General features: G+C 70.5%; 19 protein-coding genes. 11 read left to right on the top strand and 8 right to left on the bottom strand.

Annotation, left to right across the window (positions count from 1 at the left end):
- The first annotated feature begins 308 nt into the window (after positions 1-308).
- Positions 309-812, top strand: coding sequence for a hypothetical protein (locus ACLB9X_RS13540; protein ID WP_410360569.1), 504 nt, complete (start codon positions 309-311; stop codon positions 810-812).
- A gap of 678 nt (positions 813-1,490) precedes the next feature.
- Here the strand turns inward: ACLB9X_RS13540 and ACLB9X_RS13545 are convergent.
- Positions 1,491-1,811, bottom strand: a complete 321-nt coding sequence (locus ACLB9X_RS13545) for a DUF397 domain-containing protein (protein WP_410360570.1) — start codon at positions 1,809-1,811, stop codon at positions 1,491-1,493.
- Positions 1,812-1,822: 11 nt separating this feature from the next.
- Positions 1,823-2,674 carry a helix-turn-helix domain-containing protein gene (locus ACLB9X_RS13550; RefSeq protein ID WP_410360571.1) on the bottom strand — a complete coding sequence of 284 codons (852 nt, stop codon included), beginning with the start codon at positions 2,672-2,674 and terminating at the stop codon, positions 1,823-1,825.
- A gap of 193 nt (positions 2,675-2,867) precedes the next feature.
- Here ACLB9X_RS13550 and ACLB9X_RS13555 point away from each other — a divergent pair, with 193 nt between their 5' ends.
- The 3 genes from ACLB9X_RS13555 to ACLB9X_RS13565 all read left to right on the top strand — a co-directional run bounded on the left by ACLB9X_RS13555 (position 2,868) and on the right by ACLB9X_RS13565 (position 4,623).
- Entirely contained in the window at positions 2,868-3,284 is a 417-nt protein-coding gene (locus ACLB9X_RS13555) for an ATP-binding protein (RefSeq protein WP_410360572.1), read from the top strand.
- Positions 3,285-3,337: 53 nt separating this feature from the next.
- Positions 3,338-3,844 (top strand): Uma2 family endonuclease, encoded by a 507-nt coding sequence (locus tag ACLB9X_RS13560; protein ID WP_410360573.1) that lies wholly within the window; start codon positions 3,338-3,340, stop codon positions 3,842-3,844.
- A 176-nt stretch (positions 3,845-4,020) separates the two neighbouring features.
- Positions 4,021-4,623 (top strand): Uma2 family endonuclease, encoded by a 603-nt coding sequence (locus ACLB9X_RS13565; RefSeq protein WP_410360574.1) that lies wholly within the window; start codon positions 4,021-4,023, stop codon positions 4,621-4,623.
- 11 nt (positions 4,624-4,634) lie between these two features.
- On the opposite strand, the gene ACLB9X_RS13570 is transcribed toward ACLB9X_RS13565, so the two are convergent.
- Complete coding sequence (locus ACLB9X_RS13570) at positions 4,635-5,297, bottom strand: hypothetical protein (RefSeq protein WP_410360575.1); 663 nt, start codon at positions 5,295-5,297, stop codon at positions 4,635-4,637.
- 129 nt (positions 5,298-5,426) lie between these two features.
- Between ACLB9X_RS13570 and ACLB9X_RS13575 the strand changes: the two genes are divergently transcribed.
- Entirely contained in the window at positions 5,427-6,242 is an 816-nt protein-coding gene (locus ACLB9X_RS13575; protein ID WP_410360894.1) for an SAM-dependent methyltransferase, read from the top strand.
- Between the two features lie 81 nt (positions 6,243-6,323).
- Here ACLB9X_RS13575 and ACLB9X_RS13580 read toward each other — a convergent pair whose 3' ends face one another.
- Together ACLB9X_RS13580 and ACLB9X_RS13585 are read right to left on the bottom strand one after the other, a co-directional pair.
- A complete protein-coding gene (locus tag ACLB9X_RS13580) occupies positions 6,324-7,118 on the bottom strand; it encodes a thioesterase family protein (protein WP_410360576.1) in 795 nt (264 codons plus the stop codon).
- Between the two features lie 143 nt (positions 7,119-7,261).
- Positions 7,262-7,453 (bottom strand): hypothetical protein, encoded by a 192-nt coding sequence (locus ACLB9X_RS13585; protein WP_410360577.1) that lies wholly within the window; start codon positions 7,451-7,453, stop codon positions 7,262-7,264.
- 379 nt (positions 7,454-7,832) lie between these two features.
- Here ACLB9X_RS13585 and ACLB9X_RS13590 point away from each other — a divergent pair, with 379 nt between their 5' ends.
- Positions 7,833-8,846, top strand: a complete 1,014-nt coding sequence (locus ACLB9X_RS13590; RefSeq protein ID WP_410360578.1) for an NlpC/P60 family protein — start codon at positions 7,833-7,835, stop codon at positions 8,844-8,846.
- A 243-nt stretch (positions 8,847-9,089) separates the two neighbouring features.
- Positions 9,090-9,833: a phosphatase PAP2 family protein gene (locus tag ACLB9X_RS13595; RefSeq protein ID WP_410360579.1), complete on the top strand. Its 744-nt coding sequence runs from the start codon at positions 9,090-9,092 to the stop codon at positions 9,831-9,833.
- Between the two features lie 22 nt (positions 9,834-9,855).
- On the opposite strand, the gene ACLB9X_RS13600 is transcribed toward ACLB9X_RS13595, so the two are convergent.
- The gene (locus ACLB9X_RS13600; protein WP_410360580.1) at positions 9,856-11,433 is read right to left on the bottom strand and encodes an FAD-binding oxidoreductase; all 1,578 of its coding nucleotides are present in this window, start codon (positions 11,431-11,433) and stop codon (positions 9,856-9,858) included.
- Between the two features lie 73 nt (positions 11,434-11,506).
- Positions 11,507-11,671: a hypothetical protein gene (locus ACLB9X_RS13605; RefSeq protein ID WP_410360581.1), complete on the bottom strand. Its 165-nt coding sequence runs from the start codon at positions 11,669-11,671 to the stop codon at positions 11,507-11,509.
- A gap of 162 nt (positions 11,672-11,833) precedes the next feature.
- On the opposite strand from ACLB9X_RS13605, the gene ACLB9X_RS13610 reads away from it, so the two are divergent.
- Together ACLB9X_RS13610 and ACLB9X_RS13615 are read left to right on the top strand one after the other, a co-directional pair.
- On the top strand, positions 11,834-12,658 hold the full coding sequence (locus ACLB9X_RS13610; RefSeq protein WP_410360582.1) for a hypothetical protein: 825 nt from the start codon (positions 11,834-11,836) through the stop codon (positions 12,656-12,658).
- A 145-nt stretch (positions 12,659-12,803) separates the two neighbouring features.
- On the top strand, positions 12,804-12,992 hold the full coding sequence (locus ACLB9X_RS13615) for a hypothetical protein (RefSeq protein ID WP_410360583.1): 189 nt from the start codon (positions 12,804-12,806) through the stop codon (positions 12,990-12,992).
- Between the two features lie 99 nt (positions 12,993-13,091).
- Here the strand turns inward: ACLB9X_RS13615 and ACLB9X_RS13620 are convergent, their stop codons facing one another.
- Positions 13,092-13,436, bottom strand: a complete 345-nt coding sequence (locus ACLB9X_RS13620) for a metal-sensitive transcriptional regulator (RefSeq protein WP_410360584.1) — start codon at positions 13,434-13,436, stop codon at positions 13,092-13,094.
- 194 nt (positions 13,437-13,630) lie between these two features.
- Between ACLB9X_RS13620 and ACLB9X_RS13625 the strand changes: the two genes are divergently transcribed.
- Complete coding sequence (locus ACLB9X_RS13625; RefSeq protein WP_226728848.1) at positions 13,631-14,251, top strand: DUF47 domain-containing protein; 621 nt, start codon at positions 13,631-13,633, stop codon at positions 14,249-14,251.
- 5 nt (positions 14,252-14,256) lie between these two features.
- Positions 14,257-15,255, top strand: coding sequence for an inorganic phosphate transporter (locus tag ACLB9X_RS13630; RefSeq protein ID WP_410360585.1), 999 nt, complete (start codon positions 14,257-14,259; stop codon positions 15,253-15,255).
- Positions 15,256-15,966: the final 711 nt, after the last annotated feature.

Genomic DNA, 15,966 nt, shown 5'->3' on the forward strand with positions numbered 1-15,966 from the left:
CCACGTTTTTCGAGCTGCGAGAGCGGTGCGAGGAGTTGCTCAGAACGGAACCGCAGGTCAACCGCACCAGGTGGGCCACAGCTGCTCTGGTCGAGGCTCGGGACCACTTCCACGAGACGGTGCACCCTGGGGGCACCGTGGTCACCCGTGTGAGCGGCGGCTACGCCCGCTGGTGGACTGGGCGGGCCACAAGGCCAACGCCACGCCGGCCGCGTCGCTCGGAAGCGCGATTTCGCACGGATGCTGCGGGAGCGCGAGTGAGGGGACATGGGGGCCATGCGCCTGATCAACAAACTGGGGAACTGGCCGTGACGGCAGCTGAGGTCCTTGCTTCATTCATTTCCACAGGGAAGTTCCTGGGCTTGGGGGTTGGGTCCACAGTCGCCGATGTGGACAGGGCGATTGACGTCGACTTCATCGACGATGTCGACGAAGCAGGTCAGTCGATGCGCCGGGACTACGGATTCGTCGAGCTGTCGTTCAACCGCGACGGGGAGTGGCTTGTGGTGGGCGCCGCGATTCAGCTGCACCGGCTGGCCGCCGATCACGGCATGGTTGAGGAGTGGGCAGGGAGCAGGGGTGTGGAGTTCCCGCGTCACCTCGCCTGGGAAGACTTGCGTGGCGAGCTGCGCCGGGTCGCGCCGACCCTCCATCTGACCACCCGGAAGCAGGGCGGGTTCGTCGAATACCGGGCGCCGGCGTGGAACGTCTCCGTGCTGGTCGTGGACGAGCCCGAAGACGAACGCGGATATCGGGTCGGGCACCAGGATGTGTGGAGCGTGAGTGTTTGGGGGGCGCTCCAGCGGGATTGAAGCCGCGACTCGGCGGTGTCTCCAGTGGTTCTGTGCGTGTCGAGGCCGATCGCGGCACACACAGCACCACGAGCTGAAGTCCCTGCCTGCCCACGTTGGGACTTGATGATTGGGCCTCAACGACGGTTGTTGAGTAGGAGGACGAGTCAAGCAGATGAGCTGGGACACGATTCGTAACCAGCACGTGGTGGGGCACCGCGGACTGGAGCTACGAGTCGATGGCCGAGGCGCACGGCGAGGTCAAGCAGACGTGGAAGAACACGACGTATGACGTGATGGACGGGCAGAAGGGCTCGATAGGAGCGTTCTGGCTTGATCGAGCCGAAGATCCGGGATGCGATGGACGAGCAGCCTAAGGAGGGCCTGGATCCGGACCAGGCGACCGTTCGGGTACGCATCCTTCCCTTCATGCCCAGGAGATTCCTGGGGGTAAACGGAGGCCCAATTGTCGATGCCGTAATGGATAATTCGGAAACGTAGTGGTGGGCCTCTGGGGCTCATGGTCTGCAAATCTGATTCAGAGGGTCCGAAATCGCTCGGCAGATATGTCGCGGCCAACCGTGTCGAGGTGGCGTCCCCGGGATACTGCGGTTCGGCTGCCCACCGGACGAGCGGTGCCAGCAGGAGCGGACGCCGAATGCCCTACCGTCCGGGCCACACTGCCGTGGAGGGCGTACGTCAGCCGGCGGTGGCGAAGTGGTCGAACTCTCCAGCCCGTACGCCCCGTACGAACGCGTCCCACTTCTCGGGCGTCGTCGTGACGACCCCGCCGATGCGGACGTGGCCGTCAGGGATGGGGGTGACGTCTATGTACGGGCTCGGTGAGCCCGTTTTGAGGGCCTGGGTGAGGGCGGCGAAGGCCGCGGGGGTGGTGTGGAGTATGGCCCCGCTCGGGTCGCCGCTCTCCGTGAGTCTGACCGTGGTGTCCGTTGCGGATACGTGTACGCAGGACTCGCCCTCGCCGCAGTACGACGACTTCTGCCAGCTGTCCAAGCGCATGTCGGATCTCCTCACAGGTCCTTGGCGATGGTGTGGATGAAGTCGGCGGACTCGGGCTCGCTCAGGGCGAGGCTTTCCAGCCGGGCAAGAACCTGGCGGTACTTGTTGAGCTGTGCCTCTGCATCGAGCAGCACGGGGCCGTGGGCCTGATCGAGCTGCACCGTGTCGAGCTGCGGCACGGGTCCGTGGACGTAGTAGAGCGGCTGGCCCGAGCCGGGGAACGCGCCTGCTTCGAAAGGGATCACCCGGATCGAGATGTGGTCGCGTTGCCCCATCTCCAAGAGGTGCTGCAGCTGTTGAGCCGCCACAGAACGTCCGCCGAACCTCATGCGCAGGGCGGCCTCGTGGATGATGGCCTCGTACGGGACGGCGTCCTCTCGGACGAGTACGGCCTGGCGTTTGATGCGGAACGAGATGCGGTGTTCCACATCTGACGGCGGTAGCGCGGGAACTACTTGGCGCATGATCTCGCGCGCGTGGTCCAGCGTTTGGAGCAGGCCCGGGATGCCGGAGGTGTGGGCGGTACGTAGGCGGCGGCCGTGGTGCTCCAGTTCGGCCAGGTCGAGCAGCCCGTTCGAGAGGATCTCGCGGTACTCCTCCCACCAGCCGCGCCTGCGCTCGCCTGTCATGGCTGCCAAGGCTTCGACGAGTTCCGTGTCGGAGCAGTCGTAGTGGCAGGTCAGGGTCCGGACCCGGTCCGCGCTGACGCCGTAGCGGCCGGCCTCGATGTTGCTGATCCTCGCCTGGTTGCCACCCAGCAGGGCGGCGGCCTGCGTGGTCGTGAAGCCTGCTCGCTCCCGCAGCTTCCGCAGCTCAGCACCGAGGCGCTGGCGGCGGGCAGTTGGAGTGGAGCTCGGCGTCATCAACTCTCCCTGGTCATGTCACCCACAAGAGGGTAACTGGAATCGATTCCCTGGATTTCATGGAATATATTCCATGAAGCGCCCTACGGTGTGTCTCAGGCCACCCGCCTGGAAGCACCCCGCTCGACGGAGCGACCTGGTCACCAGGCACCCGCGTTCCCGCGACAACTCGTACTCCGTCGAGGAGACTTCCATGACCACCGTAGCCCCGTCCTGGACCTACGCCCTCCAACTCCCGCAGGATCCACGGGCTCCCGGCATCGCCCGTCACACCATCCGTGCCGTCCTCCACGCGCACCGGCTCGGCGGGCTCGTCGAGAACGCCGAGCTGCTCGCCTCCGAGCTCGTCACCAACGCCCTCCGGCACACCGACGGCCCGTACGGGCTCCGGCTGCGCGCGCCCGAGCAGGGGCGGCTCAGGCTCGGGGTGTGGGACACCTGCCCCGACATCCCGGCGCCCTTCGCAGGGCTGCCGCGGCGGCCTACGCCGGATGCCGAGGGCGGGAGGGGGCTGTGTCTCGTCGCGCACTGTGCCGACGTATGGGGCGCGACCGCGTTGCCGCAGGGCGGGAAGCTGCTCTGGGTGGAACTCGGCGGTGGCGTCCAATGATCGGGCGACTGCTGCCCCGCAGCCCTCACGAGGTCGCGCGGCTCATCTCACGGATGACGGACTTACGCGTCGAGATCATCGCCGGCAGCCTGGTGCTCTCCCGGACCGACTGCCCGACGCGCGTGGAGGCCGTCCGGCACCTGGCGTCGAGGATCGGGCATCAGACAGCGACGGAGGGCGTGTCCGTCCGGATGCCCATGGACCAGGACGACTTCGTGACGCCCGACCTCGTCGTCCTGGCTCCGGGCGGCGATCCGCCCGTGGACCACATGGTGCGCACGCAGGACGTCGAGCTCGCCGTCGAAGTCGTGCCCCGGCAGGAGAAGACCCGGGAGTTCGGCCGGAAGACCGACTGGTACGCGGCCGCCCGCGTCCGCGCGCTGCTGGTCGTCGACCCCCGGTACGGGACCTGGGCGCTGCGCACCGACCCCGACGGTTTCGGCTACCGACGGACCTGTTCCGGGTGCTTCGGCGACAGCATCCCGCTGCCCGGGCCGTCGACGACGCATCTCCTGGACACAGCCGCGCTACCGGTCTACCGGCGAGTGTCAGAGGCGTGACTTAACGTGACTATTGACGGTGGACGACCGCACGTCGGAAGGAGCCCGGGATGTCCGAGGCCCACGCATACGCATGGCAGTACGGTGGAGGCGTCGCCGAACGGGACACGGGACCTCCCACCGGTCCTGCTCACGCAGTCGGGGAGCCCGAGCTGCAGGGATGGAGGCAGTCCACGATGTCCGTGCAACCGCCGATGCGTCCCCGCCCGCGGCCCGGAAATCTGCGCGAGTTTGCGGAGGAGATCGAATCGGCGACGGGTCTGCGCGTGCAGATCGTGGGAGGAAGCCTCGTGATGTCCCCGACTCCCCGCGGCAAGCACGCGGGAGTGATCTACAGGCTGGAGGAGACGATCCGGCCGCGGCTGCCGAAGTCGCTGGTGGCGGTGGAGATGGCCTCCATCGAAATGCCGGAGGATCCTGACGACTACGTCACGCCGGATCTCACCGTCTGCCCTGCGGAGTTCCTGACGTCGGACGAGTGGCTGATCGACCCGCACGACGTCGAACTCGCCGTCGAGGTCGTCTCGCAGTCCGAGAAGGCCCGCGACATCCGCCAGAAGGCCGACTGGTACGCCGTCGCCTGCGTGCCTGCCCTGCTGGTCGTCGACCCGCGCCACGGCACGTGGGCCCTGCACACCCGGCCGTCGAACGGCAGCTATCAGGACACCCGGCCGGGCAAGTACGGCGAGGAGATCCCGCTCCCGGACCCGCTCGCCCTGTCCGTGGCCACCGGTGACCTACCCCTGTACGGGGACGGGAACAGCGCCCGGCCCCGTTGACGGCCTCCCTGCTACCACTTGTGCGCGACGTCCACGATCACGTGGTCGCCGGTCCTGAGGACGCGGAAGGGGAGCTTGGCGCGGACGCCCAGGGCGATCTGCGTCTGGCCCTCGGCGCTCGCACCGAACCTGGTGTCCCTGAACGTCCGGTAGCCCGCGACGTTCACGCCCGGCAGCCGTTGCCCGGCCTTGCCGAGGTAGGTCGGTTCGAGCGTCGCCGGGTCGTAGCTCGGTGCGGAGACGCGGACCTCCAGGATGGCCCCGCCGGTCACCGGGATCCGCTCACCGGAGCCGTCCTGGTGGAACGTGTCGACGTAGCCGACGTGGTAGCCGGTCCCGCGCGCCGGCCCCGTGATGTCGAAGACCATGCGGTCGTAGCAGGCGTGCCGGCTGGTCCTGACGTTCTTCAGCGGGCGGGGCTCCGACTCCGTGGCCGACTTGGCGCCGCTGCCCCACACGGCCGGGCAGGTGGTCCCCGTGGTGGCCGGAGCCGCCTGGCCGGCGGTGTTCGGCGGGGCGGTCGTCCGTGCCTGACCGGGCGTGCCCGTCACCCCCGTCGGGGTGCTCGCCACTGGGTCGGCCTTGTCCGCCCGGTCGGTCGCGGCGCAGGCCGTGCCGACGAGCCCGGCGCCCGTCAGCGCGAGCGCGGCAGCGACTGTGGTCAACCGTCGCATGACGTACCTCCAAGAAGAGCCGAATGCAGGTGCACGAGGTACGACGGCGGGGCCGGCGAAGCCGTTGCACCGTCGCGAGCGTTTCGGCCAGTCGGCGAACTCTCCTCATCGAGGCGGGAGTTGACTAGGCTGACGGGCGTGACCGACAACGCGCACGCCCTCGACCGCATCGACACGTCCCGGCCCCACACCGCCAGGATCTGGAACTACTGGACCGGTGGCAAAGACAACTACGCCGTGGACCAGGAGGCCGGCGACCAGATACGGAAGCTGCACCCGGGGATCGGTGAGTACGCGCTCGCCGACCGGCGGTTCCTCGGGCGGGCGGTGCGGTACCTGGCGGCCGAGGCCGGGATCCGGCAGTTCCTCGACATCGGCACCGGGCTGCCCAGCGCCGACAACACGCACGAGGTGGCGCAGCGCGTCGCGCCCGAGTCGCGGATCGTGTACGTGGACAACGACCCGCTCGTCCTCGTGCACGCCCGTGCCCTGCTCACCAGCAGCCCGGAAGGCGCCACCGACTATCTCGACGCCGATCTGCGGGACGTGGACACGATCCTGGAAAGCGCGGCGCGGACGCTGGACCTGAGCCGGCCCGTCGGGCTCATGCTGCTCGGCGTCGTCATCTTCGTCGAGGACGACGAGGAGTCGTACGCCCTGGTGCACCGGCTCATGGACGCCCTCGCACCCGGCAGCCACCTCGTCCTGTCTCACACGATCACCAGCCCCGCGATGCCGGACGTGGACGCCGCGGTCGCGTTCTGGAACGAGCACGGGACGCCCCGCCTCACGCAGCGCACCCCGGACCAGCTCGCCCGCTACTTCCAGGGGCTCGACCTGCTGGAGCCGGGCATCGTCTCGTGCAACCGCTGGCGTCCGGACGCGGGGGAGCCCGCGATGCCGGACGAGGTCGCGATGTTCGCGGGCGTGGGACGCAAGGCGTAACGGCGGAGACCGTAACGGCGTGGGCCGTCATGGCGCGAGGCGCAACGCCCCATGCGCAACGGCCCAAGGCGTAGGACTCGGTCAGCGGGGGCCGACGAACAGGCTCTGGGCGCCGCGCCCGATCGGTCCCTTCTCGTCGTGGAGCCGGGCGTCGGCGAGGCCGATGCCCGCCTCGTCCACGCTGGTGCGTGCCTCGACGCAGACCCACTCGCCCACCGGGTGGCGGTGCAGATGGACCGTCAGGTCGGGGTTGATGAACAGGTGCCGGGAGAAGTCCAGGACGTTGCTCATTCCGTTGCCGGAGTCGGCGGCCACGAGGACGCGGTCCAGCGGGCGGGTGTCCTCGCCGGCGATCAGCGGGACGCGCATGCGCATCCAGCACGTCCCCGGCCCCTGGTCCAGCCAGGACCCCTCGGCGAAGCGGGTCTCCATCGCCGTGTGGTAGCCGATGTCCCAGGGGACGCCGAAGAAGGGCGTGGGGCCCGTGTCCTCGGGCGAGGGGACGAGCGGGCCCTCGGCGACGGAGGGCCCCGGCTCCTCGGTGGTCCGCACGCGCAGCGCCCTCGCCAGCATCACGGGCGCGTCCGCGCCCTCGGGGGTCAGCGTGGCCTCGGTGACCTCGACGCTGCGGCCGGAGCGCACGACGGAGGCGGCGACGGTCAAGGGGCGTATCGGTACCGGGCGCAGGATCTCGTACGTGACCCGGGCCAGGCGCATGTCGGTGCGCGCGCCGGGGCGTTCTTCCAGGGCCCGGCCGAGGAGCGCGGCGGGCGGGCCGGCGTGCTGGGAAGCGGCGTCCCACGGGCCGCGGGTGTGCTCGGTGGGGGCGTAGCGGTCCTCGGAGAGCCGCTCGAAGAACGCCTGGGGGTCCGTCATGCGGGGCCGCCTTCCACTGGCACCTCGGAGTTGGGTGTACGGCACACGCTACCTGCCGGTAACCGGATGCTCCAGAGGCCGGTGGTACGCGAAGGGCCCACGTGCCCCTGCGGGTTCGTGGGCCCTCCTGGCGGCTCCGGAATTCAGCCGGAGACGACCATGTAGCCGAGCAGGGCGACCGCTATGCCCAGCAGCGCGATGAACGTCACCGTGGCGGCGGTGCCGCCGGCGTCGTTGCGGCGGCCCTGTCGGCGTGCGGCGATCGCCCCCTTCAGGCCGCCGTTCTGCGCGTCCTCCGTGGCCGGTGTGTCGGTCACGATCGCAGAGTTCTTCACGTGTGCTCCTGTGTTGCTGGCCCCGCCGTGGTCGTCGGAGGGGTCTGACCTCAGCCTTCCTGGCTGCATTACCCAGAGTAGCGGCATCTGGTTCAGACCACTTGCGTGGGTACGTCTCCGCGCGACCGGCGCCGGCCACACTGCCGCTGCCCCACTCGTGACCGTAAGCCAGGCCCGGACGGCGGACGCCTTTTCGCGCCAAGCACCCTGCTACAGAGCGCAGTTGGCCCGGCTGCCTGGCGTGACCGCCGGCGTGTGCGCCCGCGGTCGGCACCACGCCGATGCGGATCGGCCAGGGTGAGTCGTCCGCCTCCGGAAGGACGCACCGGCCACCTACACTGACTCCGGCGGACTACCGCGGGGTGGAAGGTGGTTGACGGTGCGTAAGGCGTGGCTGGTCGCGGGTGTGTCCGTGGGGCTGTGTCTGAGCTTCGTCGCGTTGCTCGTCGTCGGCACCTACTCGGCCGCCGCCGGTCTCCTCGGCGGGGGCGCCAAGGGCGGTGCCGTCGCCCTCGCGAAGGGGGCCGTGCCCGCGCGCTACCAGCCGCTGGTGCAGAAGTGGGGGAACTTGTGCCCCGCCATCAATCCCGCCCTGCTCGCCGCCCAGCTCTACCAGGAGAGCGGCTGGAACCCGAAGGCGCAGAGCCCGGCGGCCGCCCAGGGCATCGCGCAGTTCATCCCGGGAACGTGGGCCACGCACGGGATCGACGGCGACAAGGACGGCGACCGCGATGTGTGGGACCCGGCCGACGCGATTCCGTCCGCCGCTTCGTACGACTGCGAACTGGCCGGATATGTTCGCAAGGCGCCCGGTGACCCGACCGACAACATGCTCGCCGCCTACAACGCCGGTGCGTACGCGGTGATCAAGTACGGCGGCGTCCCGCCGTACCGCGAGACGCAGAACTACGTGAAGGTCATCCGGAGTCTGGAGAAGAGCTTCGCGCGGCCCGTCGGCCGGGTGGAGCCGTCGCGCCAGGCCGCCGGGGCCATCTACTTCGCCCAGCAGAAGCTCGGCACCAAGTACCTGTGGGGAGGCAACGGCACGCCCGAGCAGGGCGGCCGTTTCGACTGCTCGGGCCTGACCCAGGCCGCGTACCGCACGGTGGGCATCGAGCTGCCGCGCGTGGCCAACGACCAGTACAACGCCGGTCCGCACCCCTCCCGCGAGGAACTGCTCCCGGGCGACCTCGTCTTCTTCTCCGACGACCTGACCAACTCGCGCGCGATCCGGCACGTCGGCGTCTACGTCGGCGGCGGATACATGATCAACGCTCCGTACACCGGCGCGGTGATCCGCTTCGACAAGATCGACACCCCGGACTACTTCGGTGCGACCCGCGTCACCAAGGACGGTGCGGCGGCCCTGCCGACCGACCTGCCGGCAGCGTGAGACGGCTGCCCGGTGGCTGGAATGCGACTGCTCCGCCGTGGCTCTGAGCTGCGACGACTCATCACTCTTCGATAACGTCCTGGTGATCGTTCGGTGGAGAGTGGAACGACACCGGTGAGCATGTCGTTCCCTGGACAGGGACGGCCGCACTGACCATGCAGCACACACCGGACTCACCACGGGGGTTGGCGGAGCGGCGCACAGGCAGGTGCGCCGGTGGCACAAGGCAAGGGGCCGCGGCAGATGTCTGGACTCGCAATCGGGTTCCCCCTGACGGAGACGAGGGGCGGGACGAATCCCGACGTCGGCCTGCTCTACGACATCAACGGCATGGCCAAGGACGCGCCCGGCTGGTTCGACCGGACCATGGAGTTCGTCGGCGAGTACGGCATCATGCTCGGCTTGGTGCTGGTCACCCTCTGGTGCTGGTGGAGCGTCCGCAGGCGCGGCACCGCCGAGGACTCCGTCGCCGCCGTCGCCGCACTGGTCTGGACGCCGCTGGCGGCCGGCATCGCCCTGCTGGTCAACATCCCCATCCGCGGATTCGTCGAACGGCCCCGGCCGTTCGTCGACCACGAGGGCCTGGAGGTCCTCGTCGCGGGCAAGACCGACTTCTCCTTCGTCAGCGACCACGCCACGCTGGCGATGGCGATCGGCGCCGGACTCTTCGTCGCCCACCGCAGGTTCGGTTTCGCCGCGCTCGCCCTCGCCGTGGCCGAGGGCTTCTGCCGCGTCTACATGGGCGTGCACTACCCGACCGACGTCATCGGCGGCTTCGCGCTCGGCACCGCCGTGACCCTGCTGCTCGCCCCGCTCGCCCTGGCGCTGCTCACCCCGCTGGTCTCCGCGATCGCCGGCTCGCGGCGCCTGTCCCGGCTCGTGCGCTCCCGCAGGGCCTCCGGCTCCGCGCTGGTCACGGAGCCGCTGGACATCCCCGAGCCGCGTGCGGAGGAGGCGGGACCGGGCGAGAACGGCCTGGCGGCGTAGACGTCTTCGGCGGCAGGCGTCCTCACAGGCCCTGCGGCTGGGCGAAGAGACGGTCCGGGTCGTACTGCCGCTTCAGGCGGGTGAGCCGGTCCGCCGCAAGGCCGTAGTAGGCCCGGCGCCAGTCGCGCAGCGTCGGGTCCGGGTAGTTCTGGTACGCCGCGCCCGACGCGTACCGCCGCATCGACGCGTGGGCGTCCCGCAGCCAGGACTGCTGGGCCGAGCCGGAGGTGCCCGGCCGCCAGGCGGCGATGTACTGGGCCAGCATCCGCGAACGCCGGTGCACGAACGACGTCGCCAGCGGATCCACCCGGTTCACCGCGCCGCCGAGCGCGGTCAGCGCGATCGAGCCGCCGCCGCCCCGGGCGGCCGGGATGTGGGTGAACGCCTCGGCCGCCGCGATCAGCGCCTGCACCCCGGCCGGCGCCAGGCCGCGGTCGAAGAAGTCGGACGCCGCCGCGTACGTCTCGCGCGGCAGCGCACCCTGCTTGCTGCGGCCCGGAGTGGTGCCGGGCAGCCGGCACTGGTCCTCCGTGAGGGAGAGGCAGCCCGCGTAGGCGAGCATCGCGTCCAGGTAGCTGCGCGGCCGCAGTGCCGACGAGGACGCGGGCGAGCCCACCGCGTCGGCGAGCCGGTCGAGGGCATTGCGCAGGTCGCTCTCGCTGCCGAGCGTAAAGGCGGCGACGGAGAGCGTCGGCCGTACGCCGCCCGGGCCGGCGGCCAGGTGCAGCGACGACCAGATCTCGTCCGGCTGGGCCGGCCCCCAGCGCTGCCAGGCGGCGATGACGGCCGCGGCCCTGGACCAGGGCCAGGTCAGGTAGGCGGTGACGGTCGGCGGCGCCGGATGCGTACGGAACCGGAAGCCGGTCACCACGCCGAAGTTGCCGTTCCCGCCGCCGCGCAGCGCCCAGAAGAGGTCCCTGTTCTCGGTGGCGCTCGCGGTCAGCGTCCTGCCGTCGGCGGTGACGATCGTCGCCTCGGTCAGGCTGTCGCAGGTCAGGCCGTAGGCCCGCGAGGTCACGCCGTGGCCGCCGCCGAGCGTGAGGCCGGAGACGCCGACGGTGGGGCACGAGCCCGCGGGGATCGTGCGGCCGCGGCGGGCGAGGACCCGGTAGACGTCGACGAGTTTGGCGCCCGCGCCGATGACGCCGTCGGCGTCGATGCGGTCCAGGGACGACACGTCGATGACGAGCCTGTCGTTGCCGGAGGACCAACCGCCGTAGGAGTGGCCGCCGTTGCGGATGGACACCGGGACGGCGTGCGCCTTCGCGTACGCCAAGCACTCCTTGACGTCGTCCTCACCCGCGACGTACGCGACGGCGGCCGGCCTCTGCCCGTCGAAGCGGGTGTTGTACAGCTGCCGGGCGCTCGCGTAGTCGGCGTCCGACGGCCGGATCAGCTTCCCGTCGAGGCCGCGGGCCAGCGCGGCCCAGTCGGCGGGACCGGCCGGCCGGGCGGGCGTCCGCGCGGACGTCGGCGTGCGGGCGGGCGCGGTCGTGGTCCCGCCCGCCCCGGTGGCACCGCCGTCGCCACGGCTGCAGGCAGCGGTGGTCCACGCGGTGGTGAGGGCAACAGCAGTGGTGAGCAGCGCACGCCGGTCCATGGGGCCTCCTGGAAGAGGAGACGGTACGTGGCCGGGGCGGGTTCCCGCGAGATCTGCCGGTACGCGGGCCGTGTCAGGGGGCGGTGGCGTGCATGAGGGCGTCCGTACGCGCCCGGTCGCGGGACCGTCTCGCGGGCCCCGACCAGCCGCAGCTGCACCGGGCGACGGCGAAGGAACCACGCTCGACGGTCGTGGTCAGGTGCGCCGGATTACCGGCGGGCGGGTCCTGCTCGGGCACCTGTCAACGGTACTGCGCCCCCGCGTGTCGGGCCGCCGGGGGGACCGGCGTGACGAGGTGACCGGCCGGTCGTTATGCGAGGCGGGTGCCCACAGGCCCCTCAGGCCGAGGGACGGGTGGGATTCGTCCAAGCAGCGGTCCGGCGTTGGGGGTTGGCAGGCGATGGTGGTGCAGCAGCACAGGCGCAGGGGCGGCGCGCTCGCCGTCGCGGCAACCGTGGTGGGGGTGATGGCCGCCACCGGGTGCTCCGGCGCGGGTGCCGCCGAGGACACCAAGGGCCCGGGTTCGGTCGAGGAGATCCGCAGGGCATCGGACGTGCTGGCGAGGGCGAAGAGCTCCCGGGCCCGCACCTCGATGGAGATGGCGACCGGCGGGACCCGGGTCACCATCCGCGGCGAGGGGAGTTACGACTTCGCCCGGCGCATCGGCCGGCTCACCGTCGTCCTCCCGCCGGACCCCGCCGGTGCGGCCGGGCACAAGCCGATCACGGAGCTGTTCACGCCGGGCGCGCTCTACATGAAGAACCGGGGCGCCGGTGTGCCCGCGGACAAGTGGGTACGGGTCGACACCACCACGCTGGAGGACGGGAACCTCGTCACCGGCGGCGCGACGGACCCCCTGGCCGCCGCCGAGCTGCTGCGCGGCACCGAGCAGGCGACGTACGTGGGGCAGACGCAGATCTCCGGCCGGAAGGTGCGGCACTACCGGGGGACGACGGACATCGGCAGGGCGGCGTCGGCGGCACAGCCGTACGCGCGGGCGCCGCTGGCGGCGGCGGCGAAAGGGTTCGCCAAGGACGTGGTCCCGTTCGACGCGTACCTCGACGATGCGGGCCGGCTGCTCAAGGTGCGCCACCGCTTCACCTTCTCGAACGAGGGCCGGATGGTGGCGGTCACCTCGACCACCGTGCTGTTCGACTTCGGGGCACCGGTGGACGTACGGCTTCCGGACGCGAAGGACATCTACTCGGGCAAGGTCCGGGCCTGAGCCGCGCCGGTGTGCGGGGCGCGTGCGGGGCGGCGTCGAGGGGCCCGGGAAGGCCACGGCCCAAATGGTCCGGACGTGCCATGCGCGGTGCGTGGCACGCTCCCTACGCTAGGGAAGCGACATCGGCCGGAAGAGGTGATGGCACGTGGCTCCGCCCAGTACGACGACGGTCCAGGAGGACCACGTGGCCGTCGCCCTCGCCGAGATCGAACTGTGCGGCGAGCTGATGATCGCGGCCTCCGCCGCCCACGGGGACCGGCTCAGCGCCGACCGCATCGACGAGGTGCTGAGGGTGGCGGCGGAGCGGCCGGCGGGGGCGTTCGGCGGGTGGTGATCGCCACTCCCCGTTGATCCGGAGCGTACGGATCAAGCCACTTGGGGCTCGGGGTGTCGCGCGGGCGACCACGGGCCGAAACGGGCCGAAACGGCCTGGTCAGGTGCGCAGCAGGCGGGCGATCGCCTTCGTCGCCTCCTCCACCTTGGCGTCGACCTCGGCGCCGCCCTTGACGGCCGCGTCCGCGACGCAGTGGCGCAGGTGCTCCTCCAGGAGCTGGAGCGCGAAGGACTGCAGCGCCTTGGTCGAGGCCGAGACCTGGGTGAGTATGTCGATGCAGTAGACGTCCTCGTCGACCATCCGCTGCAGGCCACGGATCTGGCCCTCGATGCGGCGCAGCCGCTTGAGGTGCTCGTCCTTCTGCTTGTGGTAGCCGTGCACGCCGCTGTCGTGGTCGGTGCCCGCGTCCGTGACCGGGGGGCCGGCCGCCTCGGTGGTCGTCATCGCGTCCTCCCGCTGTCCAGAAAGGGGTTGTATACCCCTCGTGGGTATATGGTAGCGAATCGTGCAGAATCCTGTGGGGGTCTGTGCTGATCACGCTTGTTGATGGGCGACACTGGGACCTTGCCGGTTAGCCGTGGCCGGATGATGCGCCTAGCATCAGCCTGACCGAATCCAAAGCACCCCGAGGACCCCACGTGCGATTTCGTCTGACCCCCAGGGAGACGAGCTTCTACGACATGTTCGCCGCATCCGCGGACAACATCGTGACCGGCTCGAAACTCCTGATGGAACTGCTCGGCGCGGAGTCCTCCGCCCGGGCCGAGATCGCGGAGCGGATGCGGGCAGCCGAGCACGCCGGGGACGACGCCACCCATGCGATCTTCCACCAGCTGAACTCCTCGTTCATCACGCCGTTCGACCGCGAGGACATCTACTCCCTCGCGTCGTCGCTCGACGACATCATGGACTTCATGGAGGAGGCCGTCGACCTCGTCGTCCTCTACAACATCGAAGAACTTCCCAAGGGTGTCGAGCAGCAGATCGAGGTCCTGGCCCGGGCGGCGGAGCTGACCGCCGAGGCGATGCCGCACCTGCGCACCATGGACAACCTCACGGAGTACTGGATCGAGGTCAACCGGCTCGAGAACCAGGCGGACCAGATCCACCGCAAGCTGCTGGCCCACCTCTTCAACGGCAAGTACGACGCCATCGAGGTGCTCAAGCTCAAGCAGATCGTGGACGTGCTGGAAGAGGCCGCCGACGCGTTCGAGCACGTCGCGAACACGGTGGAGACCATCGCGGTCAAGGAGTCCTGAGCTTCGTGGACACCTTTGCCCTGATCGTGACCATTGGTGTCGCGCTCGGATTCACGTACACCAACGGCTTCCACGACTCCGCGAACGCGATCGCGACCTCCGTCTCCACGCGTGCGCTGACGCCGCGCGTGGCGCTGGCGATGGCCGCGCTGATGAACCTCGGGGGCGCGTTCCTCGGACAGGGCGTCGCCAAGACCGTCAGCGAGGGGCTGATCGCGACCCCGCACGGCGACCGCGGCATGGGCATCCTGTTCGCCGCTCTCATCGGCGCGATCGTGTGGAACCTGATCACCTGGTACTTCGGTCTGCCGTCCTCCTCGTCCCACGCGCTGTTCGGCGGGATGGTCGGCGCGGCGCTCGCGGGCGGGACGGAGGTGATCTGGACCGGGGTGCTCGAGAAGATCGTCGTCCCGATGTTCGTGTCGCCGATCGTCGGCATGATCGTCGGCTATCTGGTGATGGTCGCGATCCTGTGGATGTTCCGGAACGCCAATCCGCACAAGGCGAAGCGCGGTTTCCGTATCGCGCAGACGGTGTCGGCGGCCGGTATGGCCCTCGGTCACGGTCTGCAGGACGCGCAGAAGACCATGGGCATCGTGGTGATGGCGCTCGTCATCGCCGACGTGGAGAACGCGGGCGACCCGATCCCGACGTGGGTGAAGATCGCCTGCGCGCTGATGCTGTCGCTGGGCACGTACGCGGGCGGCTGGCGGATCATGCGGACGCTGGGGCGCAAGATCATCGAGCTGGACCCGCCGCAGGGGTTCGCGGCGGAGTCGACGGGGGCGTCGATCATGTTCGGCTCGGCGTTCCTGTTCCACGCGCCGATCTCGACGACGCACGTGATCACCTCGGCGATCATGGGTGTCGGGGCGACGAAGCGGGTGAACGCGGTGCGGTGGGGTGTCGCGAAGAACATCGTGCTGGGGTGGTTCATCACGATGCCCGCGGCGGCGGTGGTCGCTGCGCTGAGCTACGGGGTGGTGTACGTGATCTTCGGCTGACGCCGGGGTGCGGTTGTGCGGGGCCCTGTCACCGTGTGGGTGGCGGGGCCTTGTGCTTTTCCTCCACCCCGCCCCTTCCCTCAACTGCGGCTCCGCCCCAGACCCGTGCCCGACTCGTGGCTCCGGCCCCGGACCGCGTGGCGCTGCGCCCCGACGGGCGCGTGCTTGCGGCTTCGCTTCGGCGTGGGTCGCGTGGCGTTGCGCGCGCGGGGCTTTGGCCCCGGCCCCGGTCGGGAGGCCGCGCCGTGAGGGGCGCGGGCTTGGGTCGCCCTGATGGGCGGGACCTTCGGGGCTTCGCCCCGGACGCTGAGCGTGCCGGTGACGTGCGCGATTCCGGGGCTTCGGCCCCCGGTCGCGGTTCGAGGCCGCGCCCTCGGGCGCGGGCTTGCGGTGCGGCCAGGGTCGCGTGGCGCTGCGCGTCGGCGGGCGCGGGGCTTGGGTTTGCCTTGGTGGGCGGGACCTTCGGGGCTTCGCCCCGGACGCTCGGCGTCGCTGGTGGCGTGCGAGGCCGGGGCTTCGGCTTCCGGTTGCGTGGCGCGCCCGTTGGCGGGGGGCGGCTGTTGGGGCTCCTTGCCCCTGGGCCGGTTGGAGGCCGCGCACTGACGGGCGCGGGCTTGCGGTGCGGACAGGGTCGCGGATAGGCGGGGGCCCGCCCCCTGGGAGAGGGGGCGGGCCCGTCGTCTTGTGGGTGGCACCGCCATGCAGCACCCC

Origin of the sequence: Streptomyces sp. 5K101 (genome assembly GCF_046506645.1) — a bacterium.
Classification (GTDB): domain Bacteria; phylum Actinomycetota; class Actinomycetes; order Streptomycetales; family Streptomycetaceae; genus Streptomyces.

What these genes read in the sequence shown, in the direction of transcription:
- ACLB9X_RS13545 (WP_410360570.1), bottom strand. Translation starts at nt 1,811, where the DNA reads ATGCGCTTGGACAGCTGGCAGAAGTCGTCGTACTGCGGCGAGGGCGAG.
- ACLB9X_RS13550 (WP_410360571.1), bottom strand. Translation starts at nt 2,674, where the DNA reads ATGACGCCGAGCTCCACTCCAACTGCCCGCCGCCAGCGCCTCGGTGCT.
- ACLB9X_RS13555 (WP_410360572.1), top strand. Translation starts at nt 2,868, where the DNA reads ATGACCACCGTAGCCCCGTCCTGGACCTACGCCCTCCAACTCCCGCAG.
- ACLB9X_RS13560 (WP_410360573.1), top strand. Translation starts at nt 3,338, where the DNA reads ATGACGGACTTACGCGTCGAGATCATCGCCGGCAGCCTGGTGCTCTCC.
- ACLB9X_RS13565 (WP_410360574.1), top strand. Translation starts at nt 4,021, where the DNA reads ATGTCCGTGCAACCGCCGATGCGTCCCCGCCCGCGGCCCGGAAATCTG.
- ACLB9X_RS13570 (WP_410360575.1), bottom strand. Translation starts at nt 5,297, where the DNA reads ATGCGACGGTTGACCACAGTCGCTGCCGCGCTCGCGCTGACGGGCGCC.
- ACLB9X_RS13580 (WP_410360576.1), bottom strand. Translation starts at nt 7,118, where the DNA reads ATGACGGACCCCCAGGCGTTCTTCGAGCGGCTCTCCGAGGACCGCTAC.
- ACLB9X_RS13595 (WP_410360579.1), top strand. Translation starts at nt 9,090, where the DNA reads ATGTCTGGACTCGCAATCGGGTTCCCCCTGACGGAGACGAGGGGCGGG.
- ACLB9X_RS13600 (WP_410360580.1), bottom strand. Translation starts at nt 11,433, where the DNA reads ATGGACCGGCGTGCGCTGCTCACCACTGCTGTTGCCCTCACCACCGCG.
- ACLB9X_RS13610 (WP_410360582.1), top strand. Translation starts at nt 11,834, where the DNA reads ATGGTGGTGCAGCAGCACAGGCGCAGGGGCGGCGCGCTCGCCGTCGCG.
- ACLB9X_RS13620 (WP_410360584.1), bottom strand. Translation starts at nt 13,436, where the DNA reads ATGACGACCACCGAGGCGGCCGGCCCCCCGGTCACGGACGCGGGCACC.